This window comes from Nocardia sp. SYP-A9097 (genome assembly GCF_009649815.1).
Classification (GTDB): Bacteria; Actinomycetota; Actinomycetes; order Mycobacteriales; family Mycobacteriaceae; genus Nocardia.
Genome location: NZ_WJIC01000016.1, coordinates 118,466 through 135,693 on the forward strand (window position 1 = coordinate 118,466; position 17,228 = coordinate 135,693).

Annotated in this window: 17 protein-coding genes; 8 read left to right on the top strand and 9 right to left on the bottom strand. The window is 67.2% G+C overall.

Features of this window, described 5'->3' with window-relative positions; translation table 11 throughout:
• The first annotated feature begins 60 nt into the window (after positions 1–60).
• A complete protein-coding gene (locus GFY24_RS27635) occupies positions 61–387 on the top strand; it encodes a hemophore-related protein (RefSeq protein WP_153808016.1) in 327 nt (108 codons plus the stop codon).
• A gap of 135 nt (positions 388–522) precedes the next feature.
• Here the strand turns inward: GFY24_RS27635 and GFY24_RS27640 are convergent, their stop codons facing one another.
• Positions 523–1,170: a response regulator transcription factor gene (locus GFY24_RS27640; protein ID WP_153808017.1), complete on the bottom strand. Its 648-nt coding sequence runs from the start codon at positions 1,168–1,170 to the stop codon at positions 523–525.
• A complete protein-coding gene (locus GFY24_RS27645) occupies positions 1,167–2,333 on the bottom strand; it encodes a sensor histidine kinase (RefSeq protein WP_153808018.1) in 1,167 nt (388 codons plus the stop codon). Before GFY24_RS27645 ends, GFY24_RS27640 begins: the two co-directional genes overlap by 4 nt.
• 250 nt (positions 2,334–2,583) lie before the next feature.
• Here GFY24_RS27645 and GFY24_RS27650 point away from each other — a divergent pair, with 250 nt between their 5' ends.
• Entirely contained in the window at positions 2,584–3,468 is an 885-nt protein-coding gene (locus tag GFY24_RS27650; protein WP_153808019.1) for a sterol desaturase family protein, read from the top strand.
• Between the two features lie 73 nt (positions 3,469–3,541).
• Here the strand turns inward: GFY24_RS27650 and GFY24_RS27655 are convergent, their stop codons facing one another.
• The 4 genes from GFY24_RS27655 to GFY24_RS27670 all read right to left on the bottom strand — a co-directional run bounded on the left by GFY24_RS27655 (position 3,542) and on the right by GFY24_RS27670 (position 8,085).
• On the bottom strand, positions 3,542–4,762 hold the full coding sequence (locus GFY24_RS27655; RefSeq protein ID WP_375336109.1) for an NADP-dependent malic enzyme: 1,221 nt from the start codon (positions 4,760–4,762) through the stop codon (positions 3,542–3,544).
• 555 nt (positions 4,763–5,317) lie between these two features.
• Entirely contained in the window at positions 5,318–6,916 is a 1,599-nt protein-coding gene (locus GFY24_RS27660; RefSeq protein WP_153808020.1) for an FAD-binding protein, read from the bottom strand.
• Between the two features lie 51 nt (positions 6,917–6,967).
• Positions 6,968–7,234 carry a hypothetical protein gene (locus tag GFY24_RS27665; RefSeq protein ID WP_153808021.1) on the bottom strand — a complete coding sequence of 89 codons (267 nt, stop codon included), beginning with the start codon at positions 7,232–7,234 and terminating at the stop codon, positions 6,968–6,970.
• Positions 7,231–8,085: a PHP domain-containing protein gene (locus GFY24_RS27670; RefSeq protein ID WP_309231417.1), complete on the bottom strand. Its 855-nt coding sequence runs from the start codon at positions 8,083–8,085 to the stop codon at positions 7,231–7,233. Before GFY24_RS27670 ends, GFY24_RS27665 begins: the two co-directional genes overlap by 4 nt.
• A 107-nt stretch (positions 8,086–8,192) precedes the next feature.
• Here GFY24_RS27670 and corA point away from each other — a divergent pair, with 107 nt between their 5' ends.
• The gene (gene corA, locus GFY24_RS27675) at positions 8,193–9,260 is read left to right on the top strand and encodes a magnesium/cobalt transporter CorA (RefSeq protein ID WP_375336115.1); all 1,068 of its coding nucleotides are present in this window, start codon (positions 8,193–8,195) and stop codon (positions 9,258–9,260) included.
• Between the two features lie 74 nt (positions 9,261–9,334).
• Here corA and GFY24_RS27680 read toward each other — a convergent pair whose 3' ends face one another.
• Genes GFY24_RS27680 through GFY24_RS27690 form a run of 3 tightly spaced genes read right to left on the bottom strand, consistent with a single transcriptional unit; the run spans position 9,335 to position 11,381 of the window.
• Positions 9,335–9,910, bottom strand: a complete 576-nt coding sequence (locus GFY24_RS27680) for a suppressor of fused domain protein (protein WP_153808022.1) — start codon at positions 9,908–9,910, stop codon at positions 9,335–9,337.
• A gap of 3 nt (positions 9,911–9,913) precedes the next feature.
• Positions 9,914–10,396 carry a general stress protein gene (locus tag GFY24_RS27685; protein WP_153808023.1) on the bottom strand — a complete coding sequence of 161 codons (483 nt, stop codon included), beginning with the start codon at positions 10,394–10,396 and terminating at the stop codon, positions 9,914–9,916.
• A gap of 49 nt (positions 10,397–10,445) precedes the next feature.
• Positions 10,446–11,381: a CoA ester lyase gene (locus GFY24_RS27690; RefSeq protein WP_153808024.1), complete on the bottom strand. Its 936-nt coding sequence runs from the start codon at positions 11,379–11,381 to the stop codon at positions 10,446–10,448.
• Positions 11,382–11,453: 72 nt separating this feature from the next.
• Between GFY24_RS27690 and GFY24_RS27695 the strand changes: the two genes are divergently transcribed.
• The 5 genes from GFY24_RS27695 to GFY24_RS27715 all read left to right on the top strand — a co-directional run bounded on the left by GFY24_RS27695 (position 11,454) and on the right by GFY24_RS27715 (position 17,170).
• Positions 11,454–12,779 carry a magnesium transporter MgtE N-terminal domain-containing protein gene (locus GFY24_RS27695; RefSeq protein WP_153808025.1) on the top strand — a complete coding sequence of 442 codons (1,326 nt, stop codon included), beginning with the start codon at positions 11,454–11,456 and terminating at the stop codon, positions 12,777–12,779.
• Positions 12,776–13,363 carry a DUF1003 domain-containing protein gene (locus GFY24_RS27700; protein WP_153808026.1) on the top strand — a complete coding sequence of 196 codons (588 nt, stop codon included), beginning with the start codon at positions 12,776–12,778 and terminating at the stop codon, positions 13,361–13,363. Before GFY24_RS27695 ends, GFY24_RS27700 begins: the two co-directional genes overlap by 4 nt.
• Positions 13,364–13,519: 156 nt before the next feature.
• Positions 13,520–14,896 (top strand): lytic murein transglycosylase, encoded by a 1,377-nt coding sequence (locus GFY24_RS27705; RefSeq protein ID WP_309231418.1) that lies wholly within the window; start codon positions 13,520–13,522, stop codon positions 14,894–14,896.
• A gap of 236 nt (positions 14,897–15,132) precedes the next feature.
• Entirely contained in the window at positions 15,133–16,002 is an 870-nt protein-coding gene (locus tag GFY24_RS27710) for a lytic murein transglycosylase (protein WP_309231419.1), read from the top strand.
• A gap of 31 nt (positions 16,003–16,033) precedes the next feature.
• Positions 16,034–17,170, top strand: coding sequence for an Mrp/NBP35 family ATP-binding protein (locus tag GFY24_RS27715; RefSeq protein WP_153808028.1), 1,137 nt, complete (start codon positions 16,034–16,036; stop codon positions 17,168–17,170).
• Positions 17,171–17,228: the final 58 nt, after the last annotated feature.

The window sequence follows — 17,228 nt, forward strand, 5'->3', positions numbered from 1 at the left end:
ATCTTCAGCCGGCGAGGGCAGATTCGGTGGGGACAGAATCCTCGTCTTGAAGGAGTGAGTATGAAGCGCAGCATTGCCGCCGTTCTCGCCGGTGCGGCCGGTTTCGCCGCCATCGCACTGGCGGTGCCCGGCGTCGCCTCCGCCGACGGCCCCGATTGCAGCCCGGCGGCAATAAGCGCGGCCCGGGCCGACGCCAAATCCAAAGTGCAGGCGTACCTTTCGGGCCACCCGGACGCGGCGGCCGAGGTCGCCAAGATCAAGACGCTGCCCAAGGATCAGCGCAAGGCCGAGTGGCAGTCGTACAAGTCCACGCACCCCCAGGACGCCCAGGCCCTGAAGGACGCCCGCCAGGCCGTGCGCGACTACCGCGCCAACTGCCACAAGTAGACCCCGTACGCGCCGTTCCACCGAACAATCCCTCGCCCTGTTCGGTGGATATGACGCGACTGCCCTCGCGGCGCGGCGCCGGCGGAAACGACCGGCGGGCACCGATCTTCACGATCGATGCCCGCCGTTGCCAGCTCAGGCCCTGACCAGGCCGTTGCGGTAGGCGTAGACGACCGCGTGAATGCGGTCGCGCACACCGAGTTTCGCGAGAATGCGGGAGACGTGGGTTTTCACCGTCTCCTCCCCCACGCCGAGTTCGGCGGCTATCTCGTAATTGCTGCGCGCATCGGCGACCAGCAGCAGGACTTCCCGTTCCCGCGCGGTGAGCTGTGCAAGCTCCGGGGGTTCGGCGGGCGGAGCCAACTCCTGCGCGAAACGCACTGCGAGCCTTCGAGTCATGGACGGATCGATGACTGCGTCGCCGCGCACCGCCACCCGGATGGCCGCCACCAGATCCTCCGGCGGGAGACTTTTCAACAGGAACCCGCTGGCCCCGGCCGCCAGCGCGCGGGACAGATTCGCCTCACTGTCGTAGGTGGTGAGCACCAGCACCCGCGTACCGCCCGCTGCCACAATGGCTTCCGTGGCCGCCAGCCCATCCAATTTGGGCATGCGCACGTCCAGGATCGCCACTTCCGGGCGCAGCCGCGCCGCCGCCTCGATCGCGGAGCGCCCGTCCCCGACCTCGGCCACGCACTCCAGATCCGGCTGCCCATCCACCACCGCGCGCAGCCCGGACCGGAACATGGTGTGATCGTCGGCGATCAGCACCCGAATACTCATGCCGCTCCAATCGGTACCGAAACCACTATGTCCCAACGGCTTCCGGTGCGGTCCGGCCCGGAGTGCGCGGTGCCGCCGAAGAGCTCCACCCGCCGCCGGATACCCTCCAACCCGCGCCGCACTCCCCCGCCGAGCGGCGGGAGGGCGCCGATCGGATTGGTTTCGCGAATCTCCACCCGGGTCGGCCGGTAGCCGATCTCCAGTCGCGCGGGCGCACTCCCGTGCCGCAGCGCATTGGTCAGAATCTCCTGCACCACCCGGTGCAGCATGACGTCCAAGGATTCCGGCAGCACCGGCGGCCGACCCGAAATCTCCACGCGCACATCGAGTCCCGCGGCGCGCACGCGCTCCACCAGATCATCGATATCGGCGAGCCCGGGCTGCCGCTGACCTTCGTCATCGCGCCCGTGCAACAGATCCAATTGCCGTCGCAGATCCACCATGGCGGATCGGCTACTGGACTCCACCGCGGTCAGCGAGCGGGTCGCCGCCTCGGCATCGGTGCGGGACAGCGCCATTCGCGCCACCCCGGCGTGAATTCCGATGGCGCTCACATGATGTGAGATCACATCGTGCAGATCTCGGGCGATCGCGGCCCGCTCGTCGGAGAGCGCCCGATCCAATGCCGCCCGCTGCTCCTGCTGCCGAAGTCGTTCCCGCTGTTCGAGTTCGGCGATATAGGCCCCGCGCGCGGTGGTGTACCGACCCACCAGCCAAGGCACCAACCCGGTCGCCGCATTCACCAGCAGTACCCGCCAATCCCGCGAAACAGACGCCGCCGCAAGGAGATTCGTCACCGTCGACCCGGCCACCAGCAGCAGCACGGTCGCCACCGACGTGGCACCGGTGAGCCACGCACCGGCCCGGTACCCCGCGACCAGGAATCCGATATCCGATATGCGTGTCGTGGTGCCGTAGTGGTGCACGAACACCATCGCGGCGAGCTTCACCACCACCTGGGCGACGGCGGTCGCCAACACGGACCGCGTACTCGGTGTCGCCGCCAGCGCCAGATCCGCGGCAATGAACCCGGTCGCGAGCAAAGCGGCCGCCACCGGCGCCGCGCCGAACGCACCGCAGAGCACCAATTGCAGGCTGTCCACCGCCGCCGCCACGACCGCCACCAGCAACGATTGGCGAGCCAGCGATCTACTCACCTCCATCGCACGGCACCGCCTTTCGTCCTCGGAGACCGCGGCGCAGGGCAGGCCGCCACGGGCGCGACCGGTCCACCGGGCTGGTCGGTTCGCCGCCGATCTAGTACCGCCGGCATTGTGCGCGACGGTACCCGCGCACCCGCCCATCCCCCGTGTGGGGGACGCGAAATCCCCCGTCGGCGCGACGTTTCGGCGCGCTCGGCTCACTACCGTCGAGGTATCCCGACCGCGCAGATAATTCTGTCCAGGAGCCCGTATGAGCCCAGACCTGTTCATCTACGCCGTGCCGGCGTTCGCGCTACTCATGCTGGTCGAGTGGATCGCGAATCGCCGCGACCCGGATCGGCCCGCCGATGCCATGACCGGGCGGGACAGCGCCTCGAATATCGCCACCTACGCCATCGGACGGTTCGTGAAACCGTTTGTGGCGCAGATCATCCCGTTCTCCACGGTGGTGCTGGTCGCGCATCTCACCCCGCTGCACCTCTCGCCGGAGCACTGGTGGGTATGGGTGCTCGGCCTGGTGGTCACCGATTTCTGCTACTACTGGGCGCATCGCGCCGATCACCGCGTCCGGCTGCTGTGGACCTCGCACAGCGTGCATCACTCCAGCCGGTTCTTCAATCTCTCCACCGCCATTCGGCTGCCGTGGGCGCATCCGATCGCGGCGCAGCTGCGCGGTATGTGCTGGATTCCGGCGGCGCTCGTCGGACTGCCGGTGTGGATGATCTTCCTGCTGCAGACCATCGGGCTGCTCTACCAGTTCCCGATTCACACCCAGCGGGTCGAAACCCTGTGGCAGCCCATCGAATTCCTCTTCAATACCCCGGCGCATCACCGCATCCATCACGGTTCGAATCAACCGTATCTGGATACGAATTACGGTGGCATCCTGATCATTTGGGATCGCATGTTCGGTAGCTTCGCGGCGAAGTCCGAGCCGATCCGGTACGGCCTGACCAAGAACATCGGCACCGACAACCCGATCAAGGCCAACTACGCGGAATTGCTGAACCTGGTTCGTGATGTGCGCGGCGCGGACACCTGGCGGGGCCGGCTCGGCTACGTTTTCGGCCCGCCCGGCTGGACCGAACATCCGGCCGATCAGCTCGAGCCCACGCCCGCGACGGCCGCGATCTGACCTGGGCCACAATACAATTCGGCCCCCGCACCGGAATCGGTGCGGGGGCCGAACTATTCTTCGAAGCCTCGAGTTACGCGACGCCCTCGGCGCGGGCGGCGGCACCGACGGCCTCGGCCACGGCCGGGGCAACGCGCGGGTCCAGCGGGCTGGGGATGATCTTGTCCACGGCCAGCTCATCCGCGACCACCGCAAAGATGGCGTTGGCGGCGGCCACCTTCATGCCCTCGGTAATGCGGCGTGCGCCCACATCCAGTGCGCCCTTGAAGACGCCCGGGAAGGCGAGCACATTGTTGATCTGGTTCGGGAAGTCCGACCGGCCGGTCGCCACGATGGCGGCGTACTTGGCGGCCACCTCCGGGTGGATCTCCGGATCCGGGTTCGACATGGCGAACACAATGGACTCCGGCGCCATGGAGGCGATGAGCTCCTCGGCAATGGTGCCCGCGGACAGCCCCAGGAACACATCGGCACCGGCGAGCGCCGCGGCCGGGCCACCGGTGACATTGCGCGGGTTGGTGCGCTGCGCCAGTTCGGCCTTCACATCGTTCAGGTCGCCACGGTCGCGGCTGACAATGCCCTTGGAGTCGAGCACGATCGCATCGGCGACACCGGCGGCCAGCAGAATGTTCGTGCACGCCACGCCCGCGGCGCCCGCACCCGACACCACGACCTTGAGGTCCGCGATCTCGCGACCCTGCACCGCGGCCGCACCCTTGAGGGCGGCCAGCACCACGATCGCGGTGCCGTGCTGGTCGTCGTGCATGACCGGGCAGTCCAGGGCCTCGACGAGCCGCTTCTCGATCTCGAAGCAGCGCGGCGCGGAGATGTCCTCCAGATTGACCGCACCGAAGCTCGGGCGCAGCCGGATCACGGTCTCGACGATCGCGTCGACATCCTTGGTGTCCAACACGATCGGAATGGAATCCAGGCCGGCGAACTTCTTGAACAGCGCCGCCTTGCCCTCCATCACCGGCAGCGAGGCGCGCGGGCCGATATCGCCCAGGCCCAGCACCGCGGTGCCGTCCGAGACGACCACGACCAGGCGCTCGGCCCAGGTGTAGGTCTTGGCGAGCGACTCGTCGGCGTGGATGCCGCGGCAGACCTGCGCCACGCCCGGGGTGTAGGCGATGGACAGATCGCGCTGGGTGTCCAGCGGGGCGGTGAGTGCGACCGAGAGCTTGCCGCCCAGGTGGCCCGCGAAAATCTCTTCCGTGGTGATGTCGGAGAGGTTCGCAGCATTGGTCGCGGGGCTTGCCGTGGTGGCATTCACTGCTTCAGTCACGGGTGACACGATTTCACTCCATCTCGGTGCGGACTCAACCGTTTGACGGTTACCGTTCGGTAATAGATAAGGGGGTTTCGATACTCGTTTTCAGGCGCGTCGGCCATCACCGCGGGCCACTTCGAAGACCTTGCCACCACATTGTGGCAACGCGCACAAAGTATTACCGATCGCGGGAAGCGTGTCTCGGAAGAGACAACACAACGCTGCACAGATCGTCGAGCTGGAACCGGACGGGTGGTCCGGGCGATTGCGCCGGGGTGATCGAACTCGACCCGCACGTCGCGGACCGTAATCACCGAGTCTCCCCGGGCCGGGCGGTCGGCTGCGGCCGGGGGTTGTCACATTCTGCCAGTAGCGTCGACGACGCGCCAAATCGCCCCCGGCCCATCGCGCGCGTTCACCATCAACGAAGCCTAGGTGAGCCGAATCACCCGCAGGTTAAGGGAAACTCGCACGTCCGGCCGCGACTACGGAGAACTGTCACAACACGGTCGCGCCCGCCGGCGTGAGCTGTCGCGCCCGATTGGCAGGAATCCGGTGAGATCGACACCCAACCGAAACTCATGAGGCTTCGGGCGCGGCGCTCTCGACAGGCCCGCGCATGGAACGCGGCGCGGCGGTGCGCTCGGGGCGCACCCAGACGCTGTCCAGACCGCCCGTGAGCAGCCGGACGCGCCAATCGCTCGCCACGCCGGGGTGATCGGTGCGGCGGTGCATACCGCGGGTTTCGGTGCGGGCCAGGGCGCTGTATTTGGTCCAGCGCGCCACCGCCAGCAGCGCGGCGGCCTGCCGGGCGTGTAGTCGCTCGGCACCCTTTCCGCCGAGGTCGAATTCGACGCCGGGCCACATACCGTCCAGTTCGCCGATGCTGTCGCGCAGACTCCCGTCACTGCGCCAGTAGCTGCGCCGCAGCGGCAGGGTGTGCTCCTGCACCAGACCGACCACCGCGCGCGGATCGATCCGCGCCCGATCGCCGAGCCCGACCCCCGGCACCGGGCGTGTCCTGCCGAGCTTCTTCCGGGTCCCCGCGAATCGCGCCGCCGCCTGTCCCGCCCACACCCCGGACGACATCGCCCAGGCCCCGTGCTGGCCACCGAATCCGGAGACCGCGCCGGTCACGGGCTCGCGCGTGGTGACATCGCCCGCGCCGTACAGCCCGGGAACCGTTGTGGCGCAATCCGGTCCGGCCAGCCGCAGGCCACCGGTCCCGCGCACGGTCCCCTCCAGCACCGCCCGCAACTGCACTCGTTCGTCGAGTCGCACCAGCTCCGCGTCCGGGCCGGCGAGATCGTCGAGGGCGGCGTAGACGCGGCGACCGTCGGCGATGGCCGCGAAAGCCCGCGCCCGCGAACCGATTCCCTCGTCGCACAGCACCGAACGGGATTCGTCGTACAGCGTGGCGAAGTGCCGGACCTGATCGGCGGGGAACGCGCCAGGTGGGCGCTGGCCCGACACCGAGGCCGGACCCGACACCGGCATATGGCCCGGAACACCGGTCGGCAGTAGCGAATACGCGTTGGAGAACTCCATACCGGAGAGTTCGGCCCCGGCCTCCGCACCCATGAGCAGGCCGTCGCCGGTATCCACATCGGTACCCGCGCCGCCGGACAGGAAGGCACACCCGCCGGTGGCGATGACCACCGATTTGGCGCGTGCGGCCCAGCCGCGAGACTCCCCGTGCAACGCCACCCCCGCCGCCCCGGAGACCATGCCGTCGGTATCGGTGATCAGCTGTAATGCCGGATGGTGGTCCAGGATTCGGACTCCGGCGACGACCATGCTGCGGCGCAGCCGGCCCAGATATTTCGGCCCGTCCAGGTGGATTCGGGTGGCCGGTCCGCCGTGCCCACCGTGTGCCCGCAGTCCACCGTGGACGAGTTGTGCGACACGCCGGTGCGTCTCCTCGAGCACCCGGTACATCCACTCCGGATCGCCGAGCCCGCCGCCGTGCGCGAAGCCGTCGGAGACCGCTTCATCGCGTAACCGCCCGGGCGGAATGTTCCAGAGCGTCGCCCCACCGCGTGCGGTGGGACCGCTGGACCCGCAGCGGGCCTTGTCCACCAGCAGAACTCGAGCACCTGCCGCCGCCGCGGCGAGCGCGGCCCAGGCACCGGCCGGACCGCCTCCCAGCACGAGCACATCGGTCTCGAATTCGGTCATAACGACAAATGTTCGCGGACCGTTCAACGACTCGCAACCGTTATGCGTATATCAATTCCACCACTGCGCCCACAGCAGCGATCCGGCAATCAGAAAAACTACCGCGCATCCGAAAAAAGACGCAATTCCTTGACGCCTGTCAGCAAATATCTGCGCGGCCGAAACCAGCAATGCCGCGCCGACATGCCAAGCCACATCGGATGCCCCGGGGCCCGGAAAACCACGCTGGGCACCCGTGATCGCCGCGCCGACCACAGTCGCCACCAGAACGACCGTGCCGCCCGCGACAATCCCGCTCAGGCCCCGGATCACCTTCATGCCGTAATCACCGGGACCCCACTCGATTTGCCCACAAGTACCTCGAATTGTGTTGGGTCGGTGGTGAATTCGCCCAACTGGATGGTCTTGTTGCGACCGTGGTAGTCCGACGAACCCGTCGTGAGCAGACCCAGCTCGGACGCGAGCCCCGCCAGCACCGCACGGTCGGCGGCGCTGTGATCGGGATGATCCAATTCCAGCCCGCTCAACCCCAGCTCGGCCAGTTCACGAATGTGATCCAGGGCCAGCAACCGGCCGCGTTTGCGGGCCCGCGCATGCGCCACCACGCTCACCCCACCCGCCGCCTGCACCATCTCCACCGCGCGCTGCAACGGCGTATCGGCCTTCTCCACGTAGTAGCGGCCGTGCGGGGCCAGCAGATCCAGGAAAGCCGCGTCGACCGTCGGCACCACGCCCGCCTCGACCAGCGCCCGCGCCAGGTGTGGCCGCCCCGCCGACGGACCCGCCGATGCCATGACCGCGTCCGGATCCACCGGCAGTCCGTCCGCCGCCATATGTTCGGCAATGGCCCGCAGCCGGACGGTGCGCTCACCGCGCAGCCGCTCACGCTCCTGCGCGAAGGCGTCATCGGCCGGATCGAACAGGTAGGCCAGCAGGTGCACCGGCACCGGCCAGCCGTCCTCGCCGTCGCCCACACACGACATCTCCATACCCCGCACCAGCGTGAGGCCCGGCGGGAGCGCCTCGACCGCCTCCGCCCAGCCCGCGGTGGTGTCGTGGTCGGTCAGGGCGACCACGTCCAGACCGGCGGCCGCGGCATTGCGGATCAGCTCGGCCGGAGTATCGGTGCCGTCGGAGGCGGTGGAATGAGTGTGGAGATCGATGCGCACAGGGTCCATCTTGCCCGCGCCGCCGCGCGAGTCCCGGGCAGCCGGTCCCGTCGCGCGGATCACCGGACCGGCAATGGGCGCGAACTAGACTCCGGCAGGTGTCCTCGATTCCGCAATTGCCGTCCTTCCACTGGCCCGGACGCGCCGATGACAAGCCGCAGCCGGCCCCGCGGCCGGGCGCGAATGAGATCGTCGACTGCGCGGTCTACGTGGACGGCAAACGGCAGCTGGCGCACTGCACTTACGACGAGGCACTGGCCGAGGTACGTCAGCGCGGCGAAGGCTTCGTCTGGCTAGGACTGCTCGAACCGAGCACCGACCTGATGAACAAGGTCGCCAAATCCTTCGGCCTGCACCAATTGGCCGTCGAGGACGCGGTACACGGCCGGCAGCGGCCGAAACTCGAACGCTACGACGACATTCTGTTCCTGGTGCTGCGCACCGTGCAGTACCACGCGCACGAACTGAACTCGGTCAGCGAGATCGTGGTCACCGGCGAGATCATGGTGTTCCTCGGACCCGACTTCGTCATCACCGTGCGCCACGGCGACCACGGTGAACTACGCACTCTCCGTAAGGAATTGGAGGCGGATCCGAAACAGCTGGCACTCGGCCCCAGCGCGGTGCTGCACGCGGTCACCGATCATGTGGTGGATGTCTACGTGGAGGTCACCGCCGCCATCGAGGAGGATGTGGACGCCATGGAGGAGGCGGTGTTCACCCCGGCCACCAATATCGTCATCGAGGCCATCTACCAGCTGAAGCGGGAAGTCGTGGAGCTGCGCCGAGCGGTGAAACCACTCGCACTGCCCCTGCAGCTACTCACCCACGACCCCAAACTGCCACTGCCCGAAGAGATTCGGCGCTACATGCGCGATGTCACCGATCATCACACCGCCGTCACCGAGCAGATCATCGACTTCAACGAATCCCTCAGCGCCCTCATCAATGCCGCGCTCGCCAAGGTGAGCGTGCAGCAGAACACCGATATGCGAAAGATCTCCGCCTACGCGGCGATGGCGGCGGTGCCGACCATGATCGCGGGCGTCTACGGCATGAACTTCGACCACATGCCCGAATTACACTGGACCTTCGGCTATCCGCTGGTCTTCGGCATCATGGTCCTGCTCTGCGGCCTGCTCTATGTGAACTTCCACCGCAACAACTGGCTGTAACCGAACTCTTGGATTCCCTTGCCCCTTCGAAGTCTCGAAGGGGCAAGGAGTGGGCACTACAAAAGTCGTGGGCGCTACAAAGAAGCGGCGGCGCGATCCGCGTCGCGCACATCGATTTTCGCCTCGGTCCAGGCGTCACGCAGGGCCTGTGCCCCACGAATTCGCACCCAGGCCGCCTCGGTGGCGGTAATCGGGGTAGCCGTCAGAAACCGCACGGGCTCAGCGGGTTCCGGCAATTCCACCGCGGCGATATCACTGTCGCCGAGCAGCACGGCCGTGAAAGGCGCGTTGAGCCACAACGGTTCTCCCAGATCCAGCAGCGCATCGGCTTGCAGCACAATGCCTTCCACCGAGGGCGAGGCCACCAGCACGGCCAGCGCCCGCGTCAGCCCGGCGCCCGCGCCGACCCCACCGCGCAGGGTGAGCACCAGCTCCGCGCGCGGCCCGCGCACCGGATCCGCCAGTGCCGCAGTCGGATCCGTCATGGGATGCCGGGAACCGCCGAGCGTCACATAGTGCACCAGATCGGTATCCGGTACGCGCAGGATCTCGATGGGCTCCAGCCCGAGGAAGGTCACCGACGCCGCGTCGGCGGACTCCACTCCGAAATGTCCGAGCAACCCGGCCCGGACCGTATCGATCAGGTCCATGGGTCAGATGGCCAGCCGGGCGAGCATGTCGCGCGCCTGTTCGGCCGCCTTCGGATCGCACAGCACGTCATAGCGTCCCGCCACCAACTGCATGGTGGAGGCGAAATCCCGCTGCCCGCGCGCGGCGGCATACGGGATGGAGGTGGAGATGACGCCGAAGACGATGCCGCCGATCAGGCCGACCAGAATCGCGCCGCTGGAGGAGAACAGGCTCAGCAGCAGGCCGATGAACAGGCCCAGCCAGGCGCCCGAAACCACACCCCCGCCGATTACCTTGCCCCAGGTCAGGCGGTAGAGCACGCGTTCGACCTGCATGAGGTCGACACCGACGATGGTCACGTTCTCCACCGGGAAGGAATTGTCGGCCAGGTAGTCGACGGCGCGTTGTGCCTCGGCGTAGGTCGGGTAGGACCCGACCGGCCACCCCGACGGTGGCGTCGGTAGGCCCGGCCGGTTCCGGCTCGAGTTCCCCAAGGGATTCGTCATAGCTCCATCATGCTATTTCTCGTCATCTGCGGGGGGCACGCAGCGCCGTTCATAGAGAAAGCGTGGTACGCGTCATTTTCGCCGCTCGTCCTTTATCAGCGATCACCTGCGCCATCTTGGCGCTGGCCTCGTCGATCATCTCGTCGCCGAGCATGACCGCCCCGCGAGCTCCGCCCGCGACCGACGTATGAAAAGCGTACGCGTCCAGAATTTCCTCGGCGCGGTCGTAATCGGCCTGACGTGGGCTGAAGATCTCGTTACCGGCCGCGATCTGATCCGGATGCAGAACCCACTTACCGTCGAAACCCAGTGCGGCAGTACGGGATGCGTTGCGCCGGAAGCCGTCGATATCGCGCACCGCCAGATACGGGCCGTCGATGGCCTGCAGGCCGTGCGCCCGCGCCGCGAGCAGGATCGTCATATAGATGTGGTGATAAGCGTCACCGGGTTCATAGCCCTCGGGCTGCTCACCGACCACCAGGGTGCGCATATTGATCGAGGCCATGAAGTCGGCCGGACCGAAGACCAGGGTCTGCACCCGCGGGCTCGCGGTGGCGATGGCGTCGATATTGCGCAGCCCGATCGCGTTCTCGATCTGCGGTTCGATACCGATGCGCCCGACCGGCAGGCCATTGGACTTCTCCAACTGGGTCAGCAGCAGGTCCAGTGCCTGTACCTGCCCGGCATCGGTGACCTTGGGCAGCAGTAGCGCGTCGATCCGGTCACCCGCGCCGTCGACCACCGCGATGACATCGGCGTAGGTGTGCTCGGTGGTCCAATCATTGACTCGCACAACGCGAATCTGCTCGCCCCAGCCGTCGGAGTTCAGCGCGGCCACGATATTGGCGCGCGCCTGCGCCTTGGCGGCGGGCGCGACCGCGTCCTCGAGGTCGAGGAACACCTCATCGGCGGCCAGCCCCTTGGCCTTCTCGATCATGCGGGGGTTGCTGCCGGGGACGGCCAGCACGGTACGGCGCGATGTCATCAGTCACTCCTTCTACGTCCGCGCCCGTGGCGCGACATTTCGGGCAGCCCGGACCCACTAACCTTGGCAGCTATGGCAGCGACGAGAGTATTCGCCGCCCGGCTCGCGGGCTTGGTGGTATTGGGACCGGACGGGGAGTCTATCGGCCGCGTCCGCGACCTGGTGATCTCCATCCGCTATGACCAGCGGCAGCCGCGCGTACTCGGCATCCTCGTCGAACTGCCCACGCGCAAACGGATTTTCGTGCCGATGCTGCGGGTGCAGGCAATCGATCCGGGTGCGGTGACCCTGACCACCGGCACCATCAGTGTGCGGCGATTCGAACAGCGGGCCAGCGAGATGCTGGCCGTGGCGCAGATTCTCGACTCCACGGTACGGGTCAACGATCCGGAACTGCCGCAACTGGCGGATACCGATGTGGTGGTGGTCGATCTCGGTATCGAGCAGTCCCGCACCCGCGATTACGTGGTCTCGCGGGTCGCGGTGCGCGAACGCCGCCGCCTGGGTGTCGGATTCGGGCGGCGCGGCGCGGTGCACGTGGTGGATTGGGGACAGGTGCGCGGGCTGACCCAGACCGAATTGAACCTGCCCGGCCAGGATGTCACCCAGTTGCTCACGCAGTTCGAGGGCATGCGGCCCGCCGATGTGGCGCATCTGCTGCGTGAATTGCCGCGCAAACGGCGTATCGAGGTGGCCGCCGCATTCGACGACGAGCGACTCGCCGATGTGGTGCAGGAGTTGCCCGAGGCCGATCAGGTGGAGCTGCTGGAACAGCTCGGTGTGGAGCGGGCCGCGGATCTGCTCGAGGCGATGGACCCCGACGACGCCGCCGATCTGCTCGGCGAATTGCCCGAGGGTGAGGCGGAATCACTACTGGCGCTTATGGATCCGGAGGATTCCGAACCGGTCCGGCGACTGCTCGAGCATGCCCCATACACCGCCGGTGGTCTGATGACCTCCAAGCCGGTGGTGCTCACGCCGGCCACCACGGTCGCCGAGGCCCTCGCCCGCATTCGCGATCCCGAGCTGACCCCGGCGCTGGCCACCATGGCGTTCGTGGTGCGCCCGCCGACCTCCACACCGACCGGTCGTTATCTCGGCTGCGTGCACTTCCAGCAACTGCTGCGCGAACCTCCGGCGAACATGGTCGGCGGCATTGTCGACGCCGATCTGGTGCAATTGCGCCCGGAGGCCCCGCTCACCGTCGTGACCCGCTACTTCGCCACCTACAACCTGGTGTGCGGACCGGTCGTGGACGCGGAGAATCATCTATTGGGAGCGGTGACGGTCGACGATGTGCTCGACCACCTGCTGCCCGAGGATTGGCGCGAACAGGATGAGGACAACCACGACGTGCACGGCATTCCGCTGATCGACGGCACCGGAGGCCGCGCATGACCGACCGCACCGATAAGCCCAGCGCGCGCCAGCGCCTGGAATCGCCCCTGGAGACTCGTTTCCGCGGATTCGACTGGGACGCAGAGGCACTCGCGCGCAGCAGTGAGAAGGTCGCACGCTTCCTGGGCACCGGCCGTTATCTGGTGATCCAGACGGCCCTCGTGATCGTCTGGATTCTGCTCAATGTGTTCGCGCTGCGGCTGCAGTGGGATCCCTATCCGTTCATCCTGTTGAACCTGGCCTTCTCCACCCAGGCCGCCTACGCGGCGCCGCTCATCCTGCTGGCACAGAACCGGCAGGACAACCGCGACCGCGTAGCACTCGAGGAGGATCGGTCCCGGGCAGCCCAGACAAAGGCCGACACCGAATTCCTGGCGCGCGAACTCGCCGCACTGCGACTCGCCGTCGGCGAGGTGGCAACCCGTGACTATCTGCGCCGCGAGCTGGATGATGTCAAGGATGCGCTGGTCAGGTTGGAGAAACTGGCCACCGACGGCGAGATCCTCAAGGAACGGAAAACCAAGAAGAATACCGATCGCAAGAGGGCGGAGGTCGCAATTTCGCCACAGAAGGATGGCGACTAACCGCACAAGCTGTACACAACAAGCTTACGGATGGGTAACCTGGATCACGTTGCTCCGAGCGACCGACCCAGACACCCGCTTCCAGCGGCCGTAGTCAGCGGGAACCGGCCGCACGACTGAGGGGATTGTGTGGTGGCGAAGAGAATATCTGCACCGGTGACAGCGTCTGCCCTGCTGATCGCGGGCCTGGTCACCGCCGGATCGGCCACCAACACCACGGTGCATACCGAGGCGCCGCAGGCCGCGCCCGAAGCACTGCTGGCCGCCGCGGCATCCGATACCGGGGGCGGCACATCCGTCACGACCGCCTCGGATCAGACCGTCGGCCTGGTGCCCGCCGCACCCGAGGCCCCACGCAAACTCAGCGCCATGACCCCGCCCGCCGACGGCGCGCTCGGCGGCAATGTGCAGCTCCAGAACATCGCACTGCCCGGCGGCACCGGCGCACTCGGCATTCCCGAATTGGTACTGGCCGCCTACCGCAATGCCGAACTGGCACTGGAATCCTCGACGCCCGGCTGCGGGCTGCCGTGGAATCTGCTCGCCGGCATCGGGCGCATCGAATCACTACACGCGAGCGGCGGGCGCACCGACGCCGCCGGCACCACCACCTCGCCCATCTACGGTCCGGCACTGGATGGGACGCTCCCCGGCAACGAGGTCATCAAGGCCGCCAACGGCGCCTACGTGCGCGCCGTCGGGCCCATGCAGTTCCTGCCCGGCACCTGGGCCAACTACGCCTCGGACGGCAATGGGGACGGCGTCGCCGATCCGAACAATGTCTTCGACGCCGCGCTCGCCGCGGGCAAGTACCTGTGCTCGGGCGGCCTGGATCTACGCGATCCGGCCCAGCAACTGCGAGCGGTGTTGCGCTACAACAACTCCATGTCGTACGCGGCCAATGTGCTCAGCTGGTCGAACGCGTACAAGACCGGCGGCATGCCCGCGCCGGTGAACATCACCGCGGACATGATCCCGCCCGGCACCCTCACCGCCGGACCGGATATGACGGTGGCGTCGGTCAATATTCCGGCCACGACCACCACCACCGACGCGCCGCCCTCGACCACCCAGGCGACCCAGACCCAGGTGATGATCACCATCCCCGGCCTGCCACCCATTCCCTGCGGCATCTTCTGCCCCGCACCCGTCGTGCCCGTGAATCCCTGTGAGACCGTGAAACTTCCGGCCACCGAGGTGAACCCGGACGCCAAGCCCGAGGACGGCCTGCAGACCGGCGAACAGGACAAGGCCAACCAGAACAAGGTCGAACAGCTCGGCCCCGACGGCAAGCCGATCGAGCAGACCACCACCTGTACCCAACCGCAGCAACAGGATCCGGCCGCCCAGCCCCAGGGCCGGCAGCCGAATCCCGAACCCGCCCAGCCCGCCAGAACCGACGAGCCCGCACCCGCGGCCCCCGTCGACCCGGCCCCGGAATCGGTCGACCCGACCACCCCGGCCCCCGGCATCACCCTCCCCTTCGGCATCACCATCCCGCTGCCCGCCCCGGCAGCCCCCGCCGTCCCGTAATCCTTTGCAGCCGTTACCCCTCGAGCCCGAGGCCCAAGGGGTTACAGTTGTCTGCCGACGCACCTTTCGTCCGTTTTGCCGGGAGTCCAAGGCTTGCCCGTTGACCCTCTTTCCATAATCGAATCATCAAGATTGATTACGAAGCAGTAACGGAACGGTCTCGAATGATGTAGCGTGGCCCTCACTGCGTCAAACGGTTTCGCAAAGAACCGCCGGCAATGGAGGGTCAGCACCAAGTGGGACGTCACCGTAAGCCCCCGGTTCCGACGATTCGACGCGGATCGGTCATAGCCCTCACCAGTCTCGTACCCGCGGGCCTCGCCACCGTCACCGGTGCGTCCGACGGCAATCTCATCGGCGGCCTCACTTCCGCTCTGCAGCACCAGTTTTCGCCCGAGGCCGACGAAGCCCTACCCAGACCCGAGGTGGCCGCCGCGCCGGTCGCCGCCCCGGAACCCATACTCCGCGAGGCCAAACAGGTTGTCCCCGTTGGTCCTCCGATTGTGAAGACGGTCGCGCTACCCGAAGGCCGGGTGCCCGCCGCCCTGCCCGCCGGTCCGATCGGCATGCCGGGTATCGCCGAGAACGCCTATCAGAACGCGGAACGCATTCTGGCCCTGGAGAATCCGGCCTGCGCCATGCCGTGGTCGCTGCTCGCCGGTATCGGCCGCGTCGAATCCACGCACGCCTTCGGCGGTAAAGCCGACGCGGACGGCAATCCGATCAACCCGGTCTACGGCCCCGTCCTGGACGGCAGCCTGTGGGGCAACAATGTCGTGCACGACACCGACGGCGGTGAACTCGACGGCCTCGCCGGTTACGACCGCGCCATCGGCCCCATGCAGTTCCTCCCGCAGACCTGGCGGCACTACGGGGCCGACGGTAACGGCGACGGCATCGCGGACCCGCAGAACCTCTTCGACGCCGCCCTCACCGCCGGTAAATACCTGTGCTCGGGCAATCTCGATATGCGCGATCCGGCCCAGCAGACCCGCGCCATCCTGCGCTACAACAACTCCATGGCCTACGTCGCCAACGTGATGGCCTGGGAGACGGCGTACGGGACCGGCGTCGCCCCCGGAGCCTCGCAGCTGCCCCGCATCTGAGGACACGCGCACGAACTCCTATTCTTTCCTTATGCCAGTGGTAACGGAATCGGATGTGCGGGGCGCGCTCGCGAAGGTGAACGACCCGGAGATCCGGAAACCGATCACCGAATTGGGCATGGTGAAGAGTGTCGAGGTCGGCGCGGACGGCAGGGTCGAGATCGTGGTCTACCTGACCACCTCGGCGTGCCCGATGAAGGGCGCGATCACCGAGCGGGTCACCAAGGCCGTCAATGACGTACCCGGCGTGGGTGCGATCAATGTGACCCTCGATGTGATGAACGACGAGCAGCGCACCGAGCTCCGCAAGAAGCTGCGCGGCGACAATGCCGAACCGGTCATCCCCTTCGCCCAGCCCGGTTCGCTCACCCGCGTGTACGCCGTCGCCTCCGGTAAGGGTGGCGTCGGAAAGTCCAGTGTCACCGTGAATCTCGCGGCCGCCATGGCCGCCAAGGGCCTGTCGGTCGGCGTGCTGGACGCCGATATCTACGGTCACTCGGTACCGCGCATGCTGGGCACCGAACAGCGCCCCACCCAGGTGGAGCGAATGATCATGCCGCCCGTCGCCCATGACGTGAAGGTCATCTCGATCTCCATGTTCACCCAGGGCAACACCCCCGTGGTGTGGCGCGGGCCGATGCTGCACCGCGCACTGCAGCAGTTCCTCGCCGACGTGTTCTGGGGCGATCTGGACATCCTGCTGCTGGACCTGCCGCCCGGCACCGGTGACGTCGCCATCTCCCTGGCCCAGTTGATCCCGAACGCGGAGATCCTGGTCGTCACCACCCCGCAGCTGGCCGCCGCCGAGGTCGCCGAGCGCGCGGGTTCCATTGCGCTGCAAACTCGTCAGCGCATCGTGGGCGTGGTGGAGAACATGTCCTGGCTGGACCTGCCCGACGGTTCCCGCATGGAGCTGTACGGCTCCGGCGGCGGACAAACCGTGGCGGACAACCTGACCCGCGCGGTCGGCGCGAATGTGCCCCTGCTGGGCCAGATTCCGATCGAACAGGAACTCCGCGAATCCGGCGACAAGGGCACCCCCATCGTCCTGAGCGCCCCCGAAAGCGCCTCCGGCAAAGCCCTCCTGGAGATCGCCGACAAACTGGCGGTCCGCCGCCGCGGCCTGGCAGGCATGTCCCTGAGCATCGACACCACCCGCCACCTGTAAACAAACAGACCCGGCCCGGCCGAAATCAGTCCTCGCAGTTCGATTTAAACGACTGAAT

Excerpts from the sequence above, each read along its gene's own strand:
- GFY24_RS27635 (WP_153808016.1), top strand. The coding sequence starts at position 61 with ATGAAGCGCAGCATTGCCGCCGTTCTCGCCGGTGCGGCCGGTTTCGCC.
- GFY24_RS27640 (WP_153808017.1), bottom strand. The coding sequence starts at position 1,170 with ATGAGTATTCGGGTGCTGATCGCCGACGATCACACCATGTTCCGGTCC.
- GFY24_RS27645 (WP_153808018.1), bottom strand. The coding sequence starts at position 2,333 with ATGGAGGTGAGTAGATCGCTGGCTCGCCAATCGTTGCTGGTGGCGGTC.
- GFY24_RS27650 (WP_153808019.1), top strand. The coding sequence starts at position 2,584 with ATGAGCCCAGACCTGTTCATCTACGCCGTGCCGGCGTTCGCGCTACTC.
- GFY24_RS27660 (WP_153808020.1), bottom strand. The coding sequence starts at position 6,916 with ATGACCGAATTCGAGACCGATGTGCTCGTGCTGGGAGGCGGTCCGGCC.
- GFY24_RS27665 (WP_153808021.1), bottom strand. The coding sequence starts at position 7,234 with ATGAAGGTGATCCGGGGCCTGAGCGGGATTGTCGCGGGCGGCACGGTC.
- GFY24_RS27680 (WP_153808022.1), bottom strand. The coding sequence starts at position 9,910 with ATGGACCTGATCGATACGGTCCGGGCCGGGTTGCTCGGACATTTCGGA.
- GFY24_RS27685 (WP_153808023.1), bottom strand. The coding sequence starts at position 10,396 with ATGACGAATCCCTTGGGGAACTCGAGCCGGAACCGGCCGGGCCTACCG.
- GFY24_RS27690 (WP_153808024.1), bottom strand. The coding sequence starts at position 11,381 with ATGACATCGCGCCGTACCGTGCTGGCCGTCCCCGGCAGCAACCCCCGC.
- GFY24_RS27695 (WP_153808025.1), top strand. The coding sequence starts at position 11,454 with ATGGCAGCGACGAGAGTATTCGCCGCCCGGCTCGCGGGCTTGGTGGTA.
- GFY24_RS27700 (WP_153808026.1), top strand. The coding sequence starts at position 12,776 with ATGACCGACCGCACCGATAAGCCCAGCGCGCGCCAGCGCCTGGAATCG.
- GFY24_RS27715 (WP_153808028.1), top strand. The coding sequence starts at position 16,034 with ATGCCAGTGGTAACGGAATCGGATGTGCGGGGCGCGCTCGCGAAGGTG.